The organism is Modestobacter marinus, from assembly GCF_019799945.1.
In the GTDB taxonomy this organism is placed as follows: domain Bacteria; phylum Actinomycetota; class Actinomycetes; order Mycobacteriales; family Geodermatophilaceae; genus Modestobacter; species Modestobacter marinus_B.
The window spans coordinates 21228-37126 of the sequence record NZ_JABGCH010000026.1; the positions used below are offsets into that span (position 1 = coordinate 21228).

The window sequence follows — 15899 nt, forward strand, 5'->3', positions numbered from 1 at the left end:
TGTCCGGCGAACGAGGAGCGGCCCATCGTGGGGCAGGCAGGTCCGCGGATCCTGGACGGCCGGTACCAGCTCGAGGCGCTCATCGCCGCGGGCGGGATGGGTCAGGTCTGGCGCGCCCGGGACACCCTGCTCGGCCGGCCGGTCGCGGTGAAGGTGCTGCGTAGCGAGTACACCGCCGACCCGACCTTCCTCGCCCGGTTCCGTGCCGAGGCGGTGCACGCCGCCTCGCTGAGCCACCCGAACATCGCGGCCGTGTACGACTACGGCGAGGTGGACGACGCGGACGGGGAGCAACTCGCCTACCTGGTGATGGAGCTCGTGCACGGTGAGCCGCTGTCCGCCCGGCTGCGCCAGGGGGCGCTCGGCCCCGAGGCCACCCTGTCGGTGCTGCGGCAGACCGCCCTCGCGCTGGCCCAGGCGCACCACGCGGGGCTGGTCCACCGCGACGTCAAGCCCGGGAACATCCTCGTCGAGCCGGGCGGGCGGGTGAAGATCACCGACTTCGGCATCGCCTGGTCGGCGGGGAGTGCGCCGATCACCCAGGCCGGCCAGGTCGTGGGCACCCCCCAGTACGTGGCTCCCGAGCAGGTGGCCGGCCGCCCGCCGAGCCCGGCCAGCGACGTCTACTCCCTTGGGCTGGTCGGCTACGAGTGCCTGACCGGGCACGCCGCCTACCGGGGCGACAACCCGCTGACGATCGCCCTCAAGCACGTCCAGGAGCAGCCCGAGCCGTTGCCGGCGGAGCTGCCCTCCGGCGTCCGGCACCTGGTGGACGCCGCCGTGGCCCGAGACCCCCGGGCGCGGCCGCCGGACGCCGACGCGTTCGTGGCCGCGATCGACCGCGTCCGGCAGGGGCGGCCACCGGAGGAGGACCCGGCGCCCACGCTCGACGTCCGGCGGCCCCCGGTGGCTCGCCAGCGGTGGGTGCCGGCCGTGGTCGCGGCGGCGCTCGCGGTCGCGTTCGGGCTGGGCGTCGCCGTACTGCTGCTGGGCCGGACCCCCGATCCGGGCACGGGGAACGCGGGGGCCGTGGCGGAGCAGTCGCCGACCGTCGTCCCGATCGTGCTGGAGCTCGACGACCACCTCGGCCGGCCCGCCGCCGAGGTGGCCCGGGAGCTGTCCGCGCTCGGGCTGCTCGTGCAGCAGCGGCGGGAGGTGGCGCCGGAGGCCGTCCCCGGGACCGTCATCGGGCTGGAGCCGGTGGGCGAGGAGCTGACCGCGGGGGACCTGGTGCGCCTGTCCGTCGCGGTCGCCGCGCCGTCCGCTCCGGCCCCCGAGCCGGAACCGTCCGACGACCCACCGACGGCCGCGGTCGAGCGGGCGCAGCGGACCACGGCGGCCGCGGTCCCGTCGTCCACCCCTGAGACCGCGCCGTTGCCGGAGACCCCGACCAGCTCGGCGCCGGTCACCTCCGCGCCCGAGACGTCCGCGCCGGAGACGTCCGCGCCGGAGAGCTCCGAGCCGGAGACCTCGGAGCCGGCAGAGAGCTCGGAGCCGCCGGAGAGCTCGGAGCCGCCGGAGAGCTCCGCGCCGGAGACCTCGGAGCCGCCGGAGAGCTCCGCGCCGGAGACCTCGGAGCCGGCGGAGAGCTCCGCGCCGGAGACCTCGGAGCCGGCGGAGACCACCGACGACGACGAGCCCCCGCCGTCCTCCGGGGAGTCGGGCGAGGAGTCGTCGGACAGCTCGGAGCCGTCGGAGACCACCGGCGAGGGGTGACCCCCCGGAGTTGCCCCGCCGACCCCGCGCCTGTGAAGGTGTCGGGGTGCTGACACACGACCAGGCCCTGACCCTGCTGCAAGCCGCCCGCGAGGAGTCCGCGAAGCTGGGCGTGCCGATGTCCTTCGCCGTCATGGACCCGGGCGGGCACCTGGTGGCGCTGGTGCGCATGGACGGCGCGCCGTGGATCTCCACCGACGTCGCGCAGGGCAAGGCGTGGACGGCGGCCGCCTACGGTGCCCCCAGTGACGCGCAGAAGTCGAAGATGGAGCCGATGCCGAACTTCGCCGCGGCACTGACCACGATGACCAACGGCCGGTACACCCCGCAGACCGGCGCGGTGCCGGTGTACTCCGACGGGCAGCTCCTGGGTGCCCTCGGCGCCAGCGGCGGCACCGGCAAGCAGGACGAGGACGTCTGCGCGGCCGCCGTGGCGGCCGGCGGCTACAGCGTCAGCTGACCCTCCGGGGCGCTCAGCCCGCCCCGCCGGCGGGCAGCCGCACGCCCAGCCGGCGGGCCTCGACCTCGGCCAGGGCCCGCACCGCGCCGGGGTCGCCGGCCCGCCACCCCGCCCCGGTCCCCGCAGGGAGCCGGGCCAGCTCGGGAAGGGGCGCGGTCGCCATCGCCCGGGCGGCGAGCAGCTCCAGGTCCGGCGCCCCCGGAGCGCCGGACCGGAGCAACCGGTCGACGGCGCCGGCCTCCCGCGCCCAGCGCAGCCGAGCCGGCACCCAGCGCAGCAGCAGCCAGCCCACCGGGAGCACGACGAGCACGACGGCGAGCACCGCAGCGAGGGTCTGCACCGCGTCCTGGGTGCTCTGACCCGCGCCGGTCACCGACTCCCCGGCGCGGCCGAGGGCGTCGAAGGGCGAGGCCAGCTCGTCGCCGACCACCGGGACGTCCTCGGCGACCCCTGAGGCGCTGCCCATCGACTCGGACATCGAGCGGCCGAGCTCCGCCACCGCCCGGCCCGGCTCGGCGAGCACGAGCACCGCGCCGTGGACGGTGCGGGCCACCAGGACCCAGAGCACCAGCCACGCCAGCAGGCCCAGGTCGCCGGCCAGCTGCCGGGCGCGGCGGTCGGGGCGGTCGGCGTACAGGCGCATCGGGTGGCTCCGGGAACGAGGGGACGGTCCCCGGCATGGTGCGGCACCGCGGCCCGGGCGGCGATCCGGGGCATTGAGCAAGAACGGTCGGGCACCGGGCGGTGGACGACGGCCAGACTCTGCGCATGGCCGAGACCGAGCAGGTGCCCGCCGGGCGCGACCGGCTCCGCGAACTCCTCGACGCGGTGCTCGACGAGGACAACCACACGCTCACCGACATGGCCGGGGACGCCTTCGCCTCCCCGTGGCACTTCAGCCGGCAGGTCGCGCGGGGCGCCGGGGAGTCCCCGGTCGCGCTGCGCCGGCGGGTGGTGCTGGAGCGCGCGGCCTGGCAGCTCCGGCAGGGGCGCAGCGTCACCGACGTGGCGTTCGCCGCCGGCTACGAGTCCGTCGAGGGGTTCAGCCGCGCGTTCGCCCGCGCCTACGGGCACACGCCGGGACACCTGGTCGGCCCGCGCACGCGCGACGAGCACTGGCTGCCCGCGCCCAACGGCATCCACTTCCACCCGCCGACCTCGCTGTGGGTGGCCGGCGAGCAGGGCCACCGCAGCGGGGACGAGGTGACCGCGCTGCTGGTCCACCACGACCTCGAGGACACCCGCGCGCTGCTGGAGACGGCCAAGGAGCTGCCGGAGCAGGAGTACCGGCTGCCGCGCGCACCCGGCCTGCAGGTGCTCCCCTGGGACGGGCCGGAGGAGTCCCTCGCCGCGGTGCTGGCCCACCTGGTCTGGACGACGGAGGTGTGGCTGGCCTCCGTGGAGGGCGCCGACCTCCCGGTCCAGGGCGGGGACGACCCCGGCGCCCTGCTGGGCCGCCACGACGCCGTCGCGCCCCGCTGGCTGGCCGCTGTGCGGGACGTCTCCCGCCGCGGCGCCTGGGGCGACCGGCTGGTCGACGCGCTGTGCGACCCGCCGGAGACGTTCGTGCTCGGCAGCGTGGTGGCGCACGTGCTCACGTTCAGCGCCCACCGCCGGCAGCTGGCCCGGCACTGGCTCCGGCAGGCCGGTGTCCCGGTCGACACCGGCGACCCGATCGAATGGCTCCGGAGGAGGACCCCGTGACCCGCACCGTCTTCTACACCGCCACCTCGCTCGACGGCTTCATCGCCGACCCCGACAACTCGCTGGACTGGCTGCTCTCCCGGCAGACCGACGAGAACGGGCCGATGGGCTACAAGGACTTCATCGAGGGCATCGGCGCGATGGCGATGGGCGCGACGACCTACCTGTGGGTCCGCGAGCACGACCCCGACTGGATGCCCGAGAAGCCCGCCTGGGTGTTCACCCACCGGGAGCTGGCGCCGATCGCCGGCGCGGACCTCCGGTTCACCGCCGGCGACGTCGCGCGCGAGCACGCCGCCATGGTCGAGGCCGCCGGCCCGGACAAGGACGTGTGGGTGATCGGCGGCGGGGACCTGGCCGGCCAGTTCGCCGACGCCGGCCTGCTCGACGAGGTGGTCGTGGCCATCGCGCCGGTCACCCTGGGCGGCGGTGCGCCGCTGCTGCCGCGCCGGATCGAGCTGGAGGTCCGGGAGGTGGAGCGCAACGGCGAGCTGGTCTGCATCCGCTTCGCCGTCCGGCGCGAGCCACCCGCCTGACCCGGCCCGCGTTCACCCCGTCCGGTGACCCCCGGGGCGGGTTCCGCGTGCCAGACTCCGATCACCACCGGTCCTGACCGGGCCGGCATCGACGCCGCGGACTCTCCCGTGACCCGGGGGCGCCGCACCGGGGACAGGGGTCGCACCGTGCACGTGGGAGTCGCTCGAGAGGTCAAGAACCGCGAGTACCGGGTCGCCCTGACGCCGTCCGGGGTCACCGAGCTGGTCGCCGCCGGCCACGAGGTGCTCGTGGAGCACGACGCCGGCGCGGGGTCGTCGATCCCGGACGCGGACTTCGTGGCGGCCGGCGCGCGCATCGTCCCCACCGCCGACGAGGTCTGGGGCACCGCCGACCTGCTGCTGAAGGTCAAGGAGCCGGTCGAGGAGGAGTACGCCCGCATGCGCGCCGGGCAGACCCTCTTCACCTACCTGCACCTCGCCGCCTCCCGCGCCTGCACCGACGCGCTGCTCGCCTCGGGCACCACCGCCGTCGCCTACGAGACGGTGCAGCTCGACGGCGGGGCGCTGCCGCTGCTGGCACCCATGTCCGAGGTCGCCGGGCGGATGGCCCCGCAGGTCGGCGCGCACACCCTCGAGCGGGCGCAGGGCGGGCGCGGCGTGCTGCTCGGCGGGGTGTCCGGCGTGCACGCGGCGAAGGTCGTCGTCCTCGGCGCCGGGGTGTCGGGGATGGCGGCCGCCACGATCGCGCTGGGCATGCAGGCGCAGCTCACCGTGCTCGACCGGGACCTGGAGAAGCTGCGCGCCGCCGACCGGCTCTACCGCGGGCACCTGCAGACCGTCGCCTCCAACGCGCTGGAGGTGGAGCGGGCGGTGCTGGAGGCCGACCTGGTGATCGGCGCGGTGCTGGTGCCCGGCGCCAAGGCGCCCACCCTGGTCAGCAACGACCTGGTGGCGCGGATGAAGCCGGGCTCGGTGCTGGTGGACATCGCCGTCGACCAGGGCGGCTGCTTCGAGGCGACCCGCCCCACCACCCACGACGACCCCACGTACGCCGTGCACGACTCGGTCTTCTACTGCGTGGCGAACATGCCCGGCGCGGTGCCGCACACCTCGACCTACGCGCTGACCAACGTCACGCTGCCCTACGTCATGGCGCTGGCGAACCAGGGGACGGCGGCCGCCGTGGCCGCAGACCCGGCGCTGGCCCGCGGGGTCAACGTCGTCGACGGGCACCTGGTGCACGCCAGCGTGGCGGAGGCGCACGGGTTGCCGTGGAAGCAGGTCACGGAGGTGCTGTCCTGACCGCCGTCGTCCCCGCGCCGCGCGCGGCCCCCGGCCCCGCCGTCGAGCGGGTGGTGACCGGGTACCTCGACCACCTCACCGTCGAGCGCGGCTTGGCCGCCAACACGATCGCCTCCTACCGGCGCGACCTGCGCCGGTACGCCGAGTTCCTCGCCGCCACGGGCGTGCGGGGGATGGGGGAGGTGGGGGAGTCCGACGTCGCCGCGTTCCTCGTCGCGCTGCGGCAGGGGGACGACGACCACCCGCCGCTGTCGGCCACCTCCGCGGCCCGGGCGGTGGTCGCGGTGCGCGGGCTGCACCGGTTCGCGCTGCTCGACGGGCTGGTGCCCGACGACGTCGCCGCGGAGATCCGGCCGCCGGCCCCGGCCCGCCGGCTGCCCAAGGCGATCACCGTGGAGCAGATCGAGACGCTGCTGACCGCCGCCGCCTCGGTGGAGGGGCCGCGGGGGCTGCGGGACCGGGCGTTGCTGGAGCTGCTGTACGGCACCGGGGCGCGCATCTCCGAGGCGGTCGGGCTGGCCGTCGACGACCTGGACCTGGCGTCGGCGGCGGTGCGGCTGGCCGGCAAGGGCGGCAAGGAGCGCGTCGTCCCGGTGGGGAGCTACGCGGTCCGCGCCGTGGAGGACTACCTGGTGCGCGCCCGGCCGGCGCTGGCCGCCAAGGGACGCGGGGGAGTCCGCGGCGGCGCGCTGTTCCTCAACGCCCGCGGCGGGCCGCTGACCCGGCAGAGCGCCTGGTCGATCTTGCGCAGCGCGGCCGAGCGGGCCGGGCTGGCCGTCGAGCTGTCCCCGCACACGCTGCGGCACTCATTCGCCACCCACCTGCTCGACGGCGGTGCCGACGTCCGGGTCGTGCAGGAGCTGCTCGGCCACGCGTCGGTGACGACGACGCAGGTGTACACGCTGGTCACCGTCGAGCGGCTGCGTGAGGTGTACGCCACCAGCCACCCCCGCGCGCTGCGCTGAGACCGCGGCCCAGATCACCTCCCGGGAGGTGGTTCCGGTCGGGGTCAGGTCTGCCGAGAAGAAGGTCGGGAGAACGGACCGCGGCTTCCCCCCGCCGGACCTGCACGGCTCCCGGCGTGCCCACCGACCGGCGGGCACGGGACCGTCGACCGGCAGATTCCGCCGGCCGCACACCGAGGGAAGAGGCGCAGCGATGTCGACACGAGCCGAGGCTGCGGGTTCCGCCATGGCGCTCCCGCACGTCGGGGACCCGGCCCGCGGCGGCGAGATGGGCGCCCCGGCCAGCCGTCTCGACCCTGCCCGGGCCCGTCAGCGCCCGCTGCCCACCCCTCCGCGGCTGGCCACGCACGGCCCGGCCAAGATCATCGCGATGTGCAACCAGAAGGGCGGCGTGGGCAAGACGACGTCGACCATCAACCTGGGTGCGGCGCTGGTGGAGCAGGGGCGCCGCGTGCTGCTGCTCGACCTCGACCCGCAGGGTGCGCTGTCGGTGGGCCTCGGCGTCCCCTCGCAGCACCTGGACCGGACGATCTACAACGCGCTCATGGAGCGCAACACCCCGCTGGCCGACGTGCGGGTGCAGACCGGCATCGCCGGGCTGGACCTGGTGCCGAGCAACATCGACCTGTCCGCGGCCGAGGTGCAGCTGGTCAGCGAGGTCGCCCGCGAGCAGACCTTGACGCGGGTGCTCGCCTCGGTGCGGGACGAGTACGACTACGTGCTCATCGACTGCCAGCCCTCGCTCGGCCTGCTGACGGTGAACGCGCTGACCGCCGCCGACGGCGTGATCATCCCGCTGGAGTGCGAGTTCTTCTCCCTCCGCGGCGTGGCGATGCTCGTGGACACGATCGACAAGGTCAAGGAACGGCTCAACCCGGCGCTGGAGATCTCCGGGATCCTGGCGACCATGTACGACTCGCGTACGGTGCACTGCCGCGAGGTGTTCAGCCGGGTCGTCGAGGCGTTCGGCGACACCGTCTTCCAGACCGTCATCACCCGCACGGTGCGTTTCCCGGAGACCACGGTCGCCGGTCAGCCGATCACCACGTGGGCCCCGTCGTCGACCGGTGCGGCCGCGTACCGGGACCTGGCCAAGGAGGTCATAGCACTGTGACACGCCGCCCTGTTCTCCCGGGGGCGAACGAGCTGTTCCGTCGGACCGACAACCCGGCGTCCGAGGCGTCCGCGGTGACCGAGCTGCCCAGCCTGGCCGCTGCCCGGTCGTCGCCGGCCCTGCGCGGCAACAACCCGGCCCCGGCTCTGCCGGTGACCGGGACGCCCGCGCCGGAGCCGGGCGCGCCGCCGCTCACGCTGGTGCCCGACGTCGCCGGAGGCGCGTCGCGGATCGTCGTCGACGAGCTCGCCGCCCACCGCGCGGCGCTGCCCACGCCCGGTCCCAAGCCCGTCCGGGCGCGCACCGAGAAGGGGCGCACCCGCCACGAGGAGAAGATCACCGTCTACTGCTCGGCCGAGGAGCTGCTCACCCTGGAGTCGGCGCGGCTGACGCTGCGCGGGCAGCACGGCGTCGTCGCCGACCGCGGGCGGATCGTCCGCGAGGCGATTGCGGTGCTGCTCTCGGACTACGAGCTGCACGGCGAGGACTCCGTCCTGGTGCGCCGCCTCCGCAAGCACTGAGGCCTGCCCCCTCGGGTCCCGGACGCCGAGCCGCTGCGGATCACGTCCCAGGCGTTGCAGGGGTCCCGTCCGCACCTCGCGCGCCCGGGTCCCGTCGGTGCCCGCACCTAACCTGACCTGCGTGACCACGGAGGAGGCGGGCGACGGGCGGTTCACCGTCCGGCTGACCAACTTCGAGGGCCCGTTCGACCTGCTGCTGCAGCTGATCGGCAAGCACAAGCTCGACGTCACCGAGATCGCGCTGTCGAAGGTCACCGACGAGTTCATCGCGCACCTGCACGCGCTCGGGGACGAGCTGGACCTGGACCAGGCCAGCGAGTTCCTCGTCGTGGCGTCGACGTTGCTGGACCTCAAGGCCGCCCGGCTGCTGCCCGCCGCGGACGTGGAGGACGAGGACGACCTCGCCGTCCTGGAGGCGCGGGACCTGCTGTTCGCCCGGCTGCTGCAGTACCGCGCTTACAAGCAGGCGGCGGCCTTCCTGCGCGGGCGGGAGGCCGACGCCGCGCGGCGGTTCCCGCGGGACGTCGCGCTGGAGCCGCGCTTCGCCGAGCTGATCCCGGAGGTCCTGCTCGGGATCAGCCCGGAGCAGTTCGGGGCGCTCGCGGCGCAGGCCCTCACCCCGAAGCCGCCGCCGACGGTCAGCGTCTCGCACCTGCACGCGCTGCCGGTCAGCCTCACCGAGCAGCTGGTCCTGGTCCGCGGCCGGCTCGCCGCCCGGGGGACGGCGACGTTCCGCGCGCTGTCGGGCGACTGCGCGCACACGCTGGAGGTGGTCGCCCGGTTCCTGGCGTTGCTGGAGCTGTACCGGCAGCAGCTGGTCACCTTCGACCAGGTGACGCCGCTGGGGGAGCTGCACGTGCGGTGGACCGGCCCGCCGCTAGTCGACGGCCGGCTGGCGGGTGTCGACGAGGACGTGGACGAGCGCGTGGAGGAGTACTCGTGAGCGAGCCCGAGGAGCCGCGGTCGTTCTCCTGGGACCAAGTGGCGGCCGAGCTGGCGGCGGCGGAGCTGGCGGTCGGCCGTGACGACGACGAGGTCGCGGCGGAGGGCTGGGACACCGTCGCGGCCCGGCTGGCCGAGGGACTGACCGCGCCGGCGGGCGCGGCACCTGTTGCGAATCCGGGTGCCGCGGATCCGGGTGCCGCGGATCCGGGTGCCGCGGAGGAGGCCGCCACCGTCGAGGAGGTGCCGGCCGCACCGCTGGAGCGCGCCCCGCGGGTGCCGGTGGAGCTGATCGTCGTGCCCGAGCCGGAGGCCCGGGTGGAGGAGGCGGCGGCTCCGGAGGTGGTCGAGCAGGACGAGCTGCCGCTGGACGTCGGGGACCTTCGGGGCGGGCTGGAGGCGCTGCTTTTCGTCGTCGACGCGCCGATCGACGAGGCCTCGCTCGCCGCCGCGCTGCACTGCCCGGTGCCGCGGGTGCGCCGGGAGCTCGCAGCCCTGGCCGCCGGGTACGACGAGCGCCGGGCCGGGATCACGCTGCGGCGGGTGGGGGAGGGCTGGCGGATCTACACCCGGGAGGACTTCGCGGCGGTGGTGGAGCGCCACCTGCTGGAGGGACAGCGAAGCCGGCTGACCCAGGCGGCCCTGGAGACGCTGGCGGTCATCGCCTACCGGCAGCCGGTGACCCGGGCCCGGGTGTCGGCGATCCGCGGGGTGGGGGTGGATGCCGTCGTGCGGACGCTGGTCACCCGTGGCCTCATCCGCGAGGCCGGCTCGGACCCGGACACCGGTGGCGGGCTGTACGTGACGACGCCGCTGTTCCTGGAGCGGCTGGGGCTCACCAGTCTCGACGAGCTGCCCCCGCTGGCGCCGCTGCTGCCGGAGACGAGCACCGTCCTCGAGGAGCACCCCGACTCCTGACCTTCGGGACCAGGTCGGCTCACATCCGCGGGTGGATGAGGATCTCGGTGCCGTCGGGGCGGTAGGTGCGCCATCGGCTGCCCGGTGGGGCGGTGTCGTCGCGGTCGACGCGGAAGCCGTGGTGGACCTTGGTGTGCAGAAGGACCACCCCCTCCCCACGACTCGCAGGCTCGCCGCGGGCCCCTGGGGATGGCCGGGTGGTGGACGTCGCACCAGTGCGTGGGCGCGCCGCAGCCGGCGAACACGCAGTGCCGGTCCCGCCGCTCCACCGCCTTGCGCAGGTGCGGGGGCACGATGCGCAGCTCCCGGCCCACATCGAGGGGCAGCCCGTCGGGGTTGAGCACCATCCGGGTGAGGATGGCGTCGCAGGCCAGCCAGCGGGCCCGCGCGGCGGACAGGGTGGCGCCGAACCCGGTTCCCGCCGCCCCCGGCCCGCGGGCTGGGTCGGCGAGGTCCTGCAGGTCGATGGTCACGATCACGTGCGGCTTCACCCGGCGCAGGAACGGCAGATCACCCTGCGCGAGGGCGTTGTCGGCCAGCTGCACCAGCGCGTCGGCCTGCTGCTGCGCCCGGCTCCGGGTGTCCCCTTTCGGCCGGGCCGCCTGCACGATCGACTCCAGCGCGGCCTGCACCTCCTCCCCGCCCACCGCGTCGAGGTCGAACCGGCCGGTGATGCTGCCGTCGGCGTGCCGGGCGATGACCAGCCGACGGCCCTCGGTCGAATCCGGCTCCGGCCCGTCGGGGTCCAGCGCGTCCAGGTAGCGGTGCACCACCTCCCCCAGCCGCTGATACGGCTGGGTGGTGGCCACCCTCGCGAGCGCGGTGTCCACCTCACCCAGGTCCACCTGCTGCGCCGCCGCGGCGGCGAGCGCCTCCTCCGACACGGCCGGCGCGATGACGGCGACCTGCTCGGCGGTCACCTGCCCGGCGGCGAACGCCTCCGCCACCGCCGGCAGATGCTCCAGCGCCCGCCCCGAGCGCACCAGCCGCCCAGCCGCGGCCGGGGACAGCCGGGCGTGCCCGCGCAGCCACGCCGGCATGGTCTTCAGCCCGTCGAACTCCGCCGACCCGGCCTTCTCACACTCCCGCACCGTCCGGGTCACCTCGGCCGCGATCCGGTTCTGCACCTGCAAGAGGTCCTTGAGCCGGACAAGCAACGGCGGCCCGAACAGGCCCGACAGGTCCTCCGCCGCCAGCGCGTCCAGGCAGGACTGCAGCTCGCCCACGACACCTCCCGACAGCTTCGAACCTGTGTACGAAGTTTACTGGCCTAGCACGGTCGGCGCAGCTTGTATCCCCAGGTCAGAGCGGGTTTCCACACTTTTCCGAGCGGGGCTTGACGGCCGGGGGCGGGCCGCGACTCACAGGCGAGGTCCAGCCGGGGACACGGGGTGTGATCAGGCGAGCCCCCGACGCTGCCAGACGAACCGTCGGGAGGCGCCGTGCAGACAGCAACGCTCGTGGAGGGACCCCCCAGCGCGGACGAGCAGCGCAGGGTGCTGCTCGTCATCGGTGGGCTGCCCGGCAGCGGCAAGACGACGCTGTTGCGGCGGCTGCTCGCGCAGGAGCTGCCCGGCGTCCGCGGTCTCGACTCCGAGCAGGTCGCCGGACGGCTCCGCGCGGCGGGGATCCGCCTGCCGTACCGCGTCCTGCGCCCGTGGGTGCATGCCTGGCACCGGTGGCGGGTCCTCCGGGGCATCGGCGGGGACACCCCGGTCGTCGTCCTCACCGACCCCTGGACAAGCCCACGATGGCGCGCCACCGTGCGAAGGAAAGCGGAAGCAGCGGGACGCCGCGTCCGGGTGGTGCTGCTCGACGCCTCCCCGGAAGAGGCCGCACACGGTCAGGTCGCCCGTGGCCGCACCCTCCCGGCGCGGGCGATGCGCCGCCACGCCGACCGCTGGGCCGCGTTCCGGCAGAGCGTGGGAGAAGCGGCCGGCCTCACGGTGGTCGATCGGGCGCAGGCCGACCGGTCGACCCTGGCGGGCCTGCTCGCCGGCCGTCCCGGAGCCTGACGGGGTGCGCGGCCGGAGACCGACCGCGCACCACGCCGGTTGGTCAGCGCAGATGCTTGCGCGGCCCGGGCCGAGGAGGGGTCGGGAGTGCCGCCGTCGTGAGACGGGGCAGGGCGAGAGCCGCCGGCGCATCGCTGGCACTCCGCGATGGCGCGTCGGTCCGGGTGGGTGTCCGATGGGTCCCTGCGCATCGCCGCCCGCCGAGGAGTTGCCGTGCCGCGTCGCCGTACGACCCTGTTCGCGCTCACCACGCTGCTGGCCGGCGGGCTGGCCGCCGCCGGGCCCGCGGGTCCCGCGGCCGCGCAGGAGCCGCTGCCCGAGAAGCGGTCCCTCGCCGTCGGCACCGGGGGAGCGGTCGCCACCGTCGATCCCGACGCCACCCGGATCGGCCTGGAGGTCCTCGCCGACGGCGGCAACGCCGTCGACGCCGCAGTGGCCGCGGCCGCCGCGCTGGGGGTCACCGAGCCCTACTCGGCGGGCATCGGCGGCGGCGGGTTCTTCGTCTACTACGACGCCGCGACCGGCACCGTGTCCACGATCGACGGCCGGGAGACCGCGCCGCTCGCGATGGGCGCGGACGCGTTCCTCGACGAGCAGGGCGATCCGCTGCCGTTTCAGGAGGCGGTCCAGAGCGGGCTGTCGGTGGGCACCCCCGGGACCCCGCTCACCTGGGCGCGGGCGCTGGAGCTGTTCGGCACCCTCCCGCTGTCCGAGGCGCTGGCGGGCGCGACCCGGCTGGCCGAGGAGGGCTTCGTCGTCGACGAGACCTTCCGCCAGCAGACCGCCGAGAACGAGGAGAAGTTTCGCCGCTTCCCGGCCACCGTGGAGCTGTTTCTCCCCGGCGGCGCCCTGCCCGAGGTGGGCTCCCGGCTCCGCAACCCCGACCTGGCCCGCACCTACGAGCTGCTCGCCGACGAGGGCGTCGAGCCGATGTACACCGGCGCCTTGGCGGAGGAGGTCGTCCGGACGGCGCAGGACCCGTCGGAGGCGCCGGACGCCACCCCGGTCCGGGCGGGCCTCCTCGAACTGGGCGACCTCGAGCGGTACGAGGCCCTCGTGCGCGAGCCGGCCCGGATCGAGTACCGGGGACTGGAGGTGTACGGGATGGCACCGCCGTCCAGCGGCGGCTCGACCGTGGGGGAGGCGCTCAACGTCCTGGAGCGCTTCCCGCTCGACGCCGTATCCGAGGACGCCGCGCTGCACCACTACCTGGAGGCCAGCGCGCTGGCGTTCGCCGACCGCAACGCGTACGTCGGCGACCCGGCCCACGGCCAGGTGCCGCTGACCGAGCTGCTGTCCGACGAGTTCGCCGCCGAGCGGGCCTGCGGCATCGCGCCGGACCGGGCGCTGACCAAGCCGCTCCCCGCAGGCGACCCGGACGGCGAGTACGGCCCGTGCCCCGCCGAGGCCGCGGCCACCCCGCCGGCCGGCCAGGAGGGGCCCTCCACGACGCACCTCACCGTCGCCGACGCGGACGGGAACGTCGCGAGCTACACGCTGACCATCGAGCAGACCGGTGGCAGCGGCATCACCGTGCCCGGCCGCGGGTTCCTGCTCAACAACGAGCTCACCGACTTCACCTTCGCGCCCGCCGACGTCAGCACGCCCGAGCCGAACCTGCCCGCGCCGGGCAAGCGGCCGCGCAGCAGCATGGCGCCGACGATCGTCCTGCAGGACGGCGCACCCGTCCTGGCTCTGGGGTCACCTGGTGGGGCGACGATCATCACCACGGTGCTGCAGACGCTGGTCGGTCGCGTCGACCGGGACCTGTCCCTCCTGGACGCGATCGCCGCGCCCCGGGCCAGCCAGCGCAACGCGGCGGCCGGTCAGGCGGAGCCCGCGTTCATCGAGGCGCACGGACCGCAGCTCACCGCGCTCGGGCACGCGTTCACCCCCACGCCGGAGCTCGGCGCGGCCACCGGCGTCGAGTTCCTCCCCGGCGGGCTGCTGCTCGCCGCCGCGGAGCCCGAACGGCGGGGCGGTGGCAGTGCAGGCGTGGTGCAGGACGTCCCGGTGGAGGCGGGCGGGCTGGCGCCGGACCTCGGGTGACCTCGGCGAGGTGTCGGTGCCCTCGGCGACACTGCTGGGGTGAACCGGATCGTCCTCGTGCGCCGGAGCGAGGGCGCCGTCGAGGCGCGGGAGCCCGGCGCGGACCCTGCGACGGTCACCGGGCTCGCCGCCGAGGAGGTGGCGGACTTCGTCCGCGAGCGGGAGCGGTCGCCCGTGCGCTGGGTGTGGGACGACACCACCCGGTGGTACCCGGGGTTGCTGGCGGACGGCGTCCGGGTCGAGCGCTGCACCGACCTCCGGCTCGCCCACGCCGTCCTGCGCCGCTCGCCGTTCGTCGACCAGGCGCAGGTCACCGGCGAGGACACCGCCGGCTGGGACGCGCTGGCGCCGGTGACCGGGACGGACTCCGCGCTGTTCCCCCTCGACGACCCGGCCGACCGGCTCGACCCGGTCGCCGAGCTCGACCGCCAGCAGGCCGCCGTGGCGGCCTCCCCGCAGCGGGGACGGCTCGGGCTGCTGCTGGCCGCCGAGTCCTCCGGGGCGCTCGCGGCCGCCGAGATGACCCACGCCGGGCTGCCCTGGCGGGCCGACGTGCACGACGCCCTGCTCGCCGAGCTGCTCGGCCCCCGCCCGGCGGCGGGGCAACGACCGGCGGTGCTGGAGCGGCTGGCCGCCGAGATCCGCACCGCGCTGCGCGCCCCCGACCTGAACCCCGACTCGCCCGGCGCGCTGCTGCGGGCCCTCCAGGCCGCCGGGCTGCCGGTGACCGACACCCGCTCGTGGACGCTCGAGCAGCTGGACCACCCCGTCGTCCCGCCGCTGCTGGAGTACAAGAAGCTGTCCCGGCTGATGGCCGCGAACGGCTGGGCCTGGCTCGACACCTGGGCGCGCAGCGGGCGGTTCCGCTCGTGGTTCGTGCCCGGCGGGGTGGTCACCGGGCGCTGGGCGTCGAACGGCGGCGGTGCCCTGTCGGTGCCCACGCAGGTGCGCCCGGCGGCGGTCGCCGACGAGGGCTGGCGGTTCGTCGTGGCCGACGTCGCCCAGCTGGAGCCGCGGGTGCTCGCCGGCATGAGCGGGGACGCGGCGATGGCCGAGGCGGCCCGCTCGACCGACCTCTACCAGGGCATGGTCGCCAGTGGGGCGGTGGCCACCCGGGCCGAGGCCAAGGTCGGGATGCTCGGCGCAATGTACGGCGGCACCCGGGGCGAGAGCGGGCGCATGATGCCGCGGCTGACCCGCCGGTACCCCCGGGCGATCGGGCTGGTGGAGGAGGCCGCCCGCGCGGGCGAGCGGGGCGAGGTGGTGCACACGCTGCTCGGCCGGGGCTCCCCGCGCCCCACCGGCGCGTGGGCGGAGCGCGCGGTGGGGCTCGGCGAGCCGCCCGAGGACGCCGGCCCCCGCGACGAGCAGGACCGGCACCGCCGCGCCTGGGGACGCTTCACCCGCAACTTCGTCGTCCAGGGCACCGGCGCGGAGTGGGCGCTGTGCTGGCTGGCCGACCTCCGCAACCGGCTGTGGCGCCTGGCGGAGGCCGGCCGGGTGGAGGAGCGGCCGCACCTGGTGTTCTTCCTGCACGACGAGGTCGTCGTGCACACCCCCGCGGCGCTCGCCGAGGACGTCGCCGCCGCGGTGCGCCGGGCCGCGGCCGAGGCGGGCCGCCTGCTGTTCGGCTCGTTCCCGGTGGACTTCCCGCTGGACGTCGCCGTCGTCCGGTCCTGGGCCGACGCGGACTGAC

At 75.7% G+C, this 15899-nt stretch carries 14 protein-coding genes and 1 pseudogene; 13 read left to right on the forward strand and 2 right to left on the reverse strand.

Annotated features, from left to right (window positions below; translation table 11 throughout):
- Positions 1-27 precede the first annotated feature (27 nt).
- Together HK417_RS18815 and HK417_RS18820 are read left to right on the forward strand one after the other, a co-directional pair.
- The gene (locus HK417_RS18815) at positions 28-1716 is read left to right on the forward strand and encodes a serine/threonine-protein kinase (protein ID WP_308123705.1); all 1689 of its coding nucleotides are present in this window, start codon (positions 28-30) and stop codon (positions 1714-1716) included.
- A gap of 46 nt (positions 1717-1762) precedes the next feature.
- The gene (locus HK417_RS18820) at positions 1763-2176 is read left to right on the forward strand and encodes a GlcG/HbpS family heme-binding protein (RefSeq protein WP_222269507.1); all 414 of its coding nucleotides are present in this window, start codon (positions 1763-1765) and stop codon (positions 2174-2176) included.
- Positions 2177-2189: 13 nt separating this feature from the next.
- Here the strand turns inward: HK417_RS18820 and HK417_RS18825 are convergent, their stop codons facing one another.
- Positions 2190-2819 (reverse strand): hypothetical protein, encoded by a 630-nt coding sequence (locus tag HK417_RS18825; protein ID WP_222269509.1) that lies wholly within the window; start codon positions 2817-2819, stop codon positions 2190-2192.
- Between the two features lie 125 nt (positions 2820-2944).
- On the opposite strand from HK417_RS18825, the gene HK417_RS18830 reads away from it, so the two are divergent.
- From HK417_RS18830 to scpB, 8 genes are all read left to right on the forward strand, one after another.
- Complete coding sequence (locus HK417_RS18830; RefSeq protein ID WP_222269511.1) at positions 2945-3880, forward strand: helix-turn-helix domain-containing protein; 936 nt, start codon at positions 2945-2947, stop codon at positions 3878-3880.
- Positions 3877-4416, forward strand: coding sequence for a dihydrofolate reductase family protein (locus HK417_RS26570; RefSeq protein ID WP_222269514.1), 540 nt, complete (start codon positions 3877-3879; stop codon positions 4414-4416). The genes HK417_RS18830 and HK417_RS26570 overlap by 4 nt, the downstream gene beginning before the upstream one ends.
- 153 nt (positions 4417-4569) lie before the next feature.
- Positions 4570-5679: an alanine dehydrogenase gene (gene ald / locus HK417_RS18840; protein ID WP_308123706.1), complete on the forward strand. Its 1110-nt coding sequence runs from the start codon at positions 4570-4572 to the stop codon at positions 5677-5679.
- Entirely contained in the window at positions 5649-6644 is a 996-nt protein-coding gene (gene xerD / locus HK417_RS18845) for a site-specific tyrosine recombinase XerD (RefSeq protein WP_308123707.1), read from the forward strand. Before ald ends, xerD begins: the two co-directional genes overlap by 31 nt.
- A gap of 226 nt (positions 6645-6870) precedes the next feature.
- Positions 6871-7758, forward strand: a complete 888-nt coding sequence (locus HK417_RS18850; RefSeq protein WP_261327273.1) for a ParA family protein — start codon at positions 6871-6873, stop codon at positions 7756-7758.
- The gene (locus HK417_RS18855) at positions 7755-8279 is read left to right on the forward strand and encodes a hypothetical protein (protein WP_222269518.1); all 525 of its coding nucleotides are present in this window, start codon (positions 7755-7757) and stop codon (positions 8277-8279) included. The genes HK417_RS18850 and HK417_RS18855 overlap by 4 nt, the downstream gene beginning before the upstream one ends.
- 121 nt (positions 8280-8400) lie before the next feature.
- Positions 8401-9222, forward strand: coding sequence for a segregation and condensation protein A (locus HK417_RS18860; protein ID WP_222269520.1), 822 nt, complete (start codon positions 8401-8403; stop codon positions 9220-9222).
- The gene (gene scpB, locus HK417_RS18865; RefSeq protein ID WP_222269522.1) at positions 9219-10139 is read left to right on the forward strand and encodes an SMC-Scp complex subunit ScpB; all 921 of its coding nucleotides are present in this window, start codon (positions 9219-9221) and stop codon (positions 10137-10139) included. The genes HK417_RS18860 and scpB overlap by 4 nt, the downstream gene beginning before the upstream one ends.
- A 314-nt stretch (positions 10140-10453) precedes the next feature.
- Here the strand turns inward: scpB and HK417_RS18870 are convergent.
- A pseudogene (locus HK417_RS18870) lies at positions 10454-11365 on the reverse strand (DUF222 domain-containing protein); the annotation flags it as partial.
- 216 nt (positions 11366-11581) lie between these two features.
- Between HK417_RS18870 and HK417_RS18875 the strand changes: the two are divergent.
- The 3 genes from HK417_RS18875 (at position 11582) to HK417_RS18885 (ending at position 15898) form a co-directional block, all read left to right on the forward strand.
- Complete coding sequence (locus HK417_RS18875) at positions 11582-12154, forward strand: AAA family ATPase (protein WP_222269524.1); 573 nt, start codon at positions 11582-11584, stop codon at positions 12152-12154.
- Between the two features lie 213 nt (positions 12155-12367).
- The gene (gene ggt, locus HK417_RS18880; protein ID WP_222269526.1) at positions 12368-14203 is read left to right on the forward strand and encodes a gamma-glutamyltransferase; all 1836 of its coding nucleotides are present in this window, start codon (positions 12368-12370) and stop codon (positions 14201-14203) included.
- Positions 14204-14242: 39 nt separating this feature from the next.
- Positions 14243-15898, forward strand: coding sequence for a bifunctional 3'-5' exonuclease/DNA polymerase (locus tag HK417_RS18885; RefSeq protein ID WP_222269528.1), 1656 nt, complete (start codon positions 14243-14245; stop codon positions 15896-15898).
- Position 15899 lies beyond the last annotated feature (1 nt).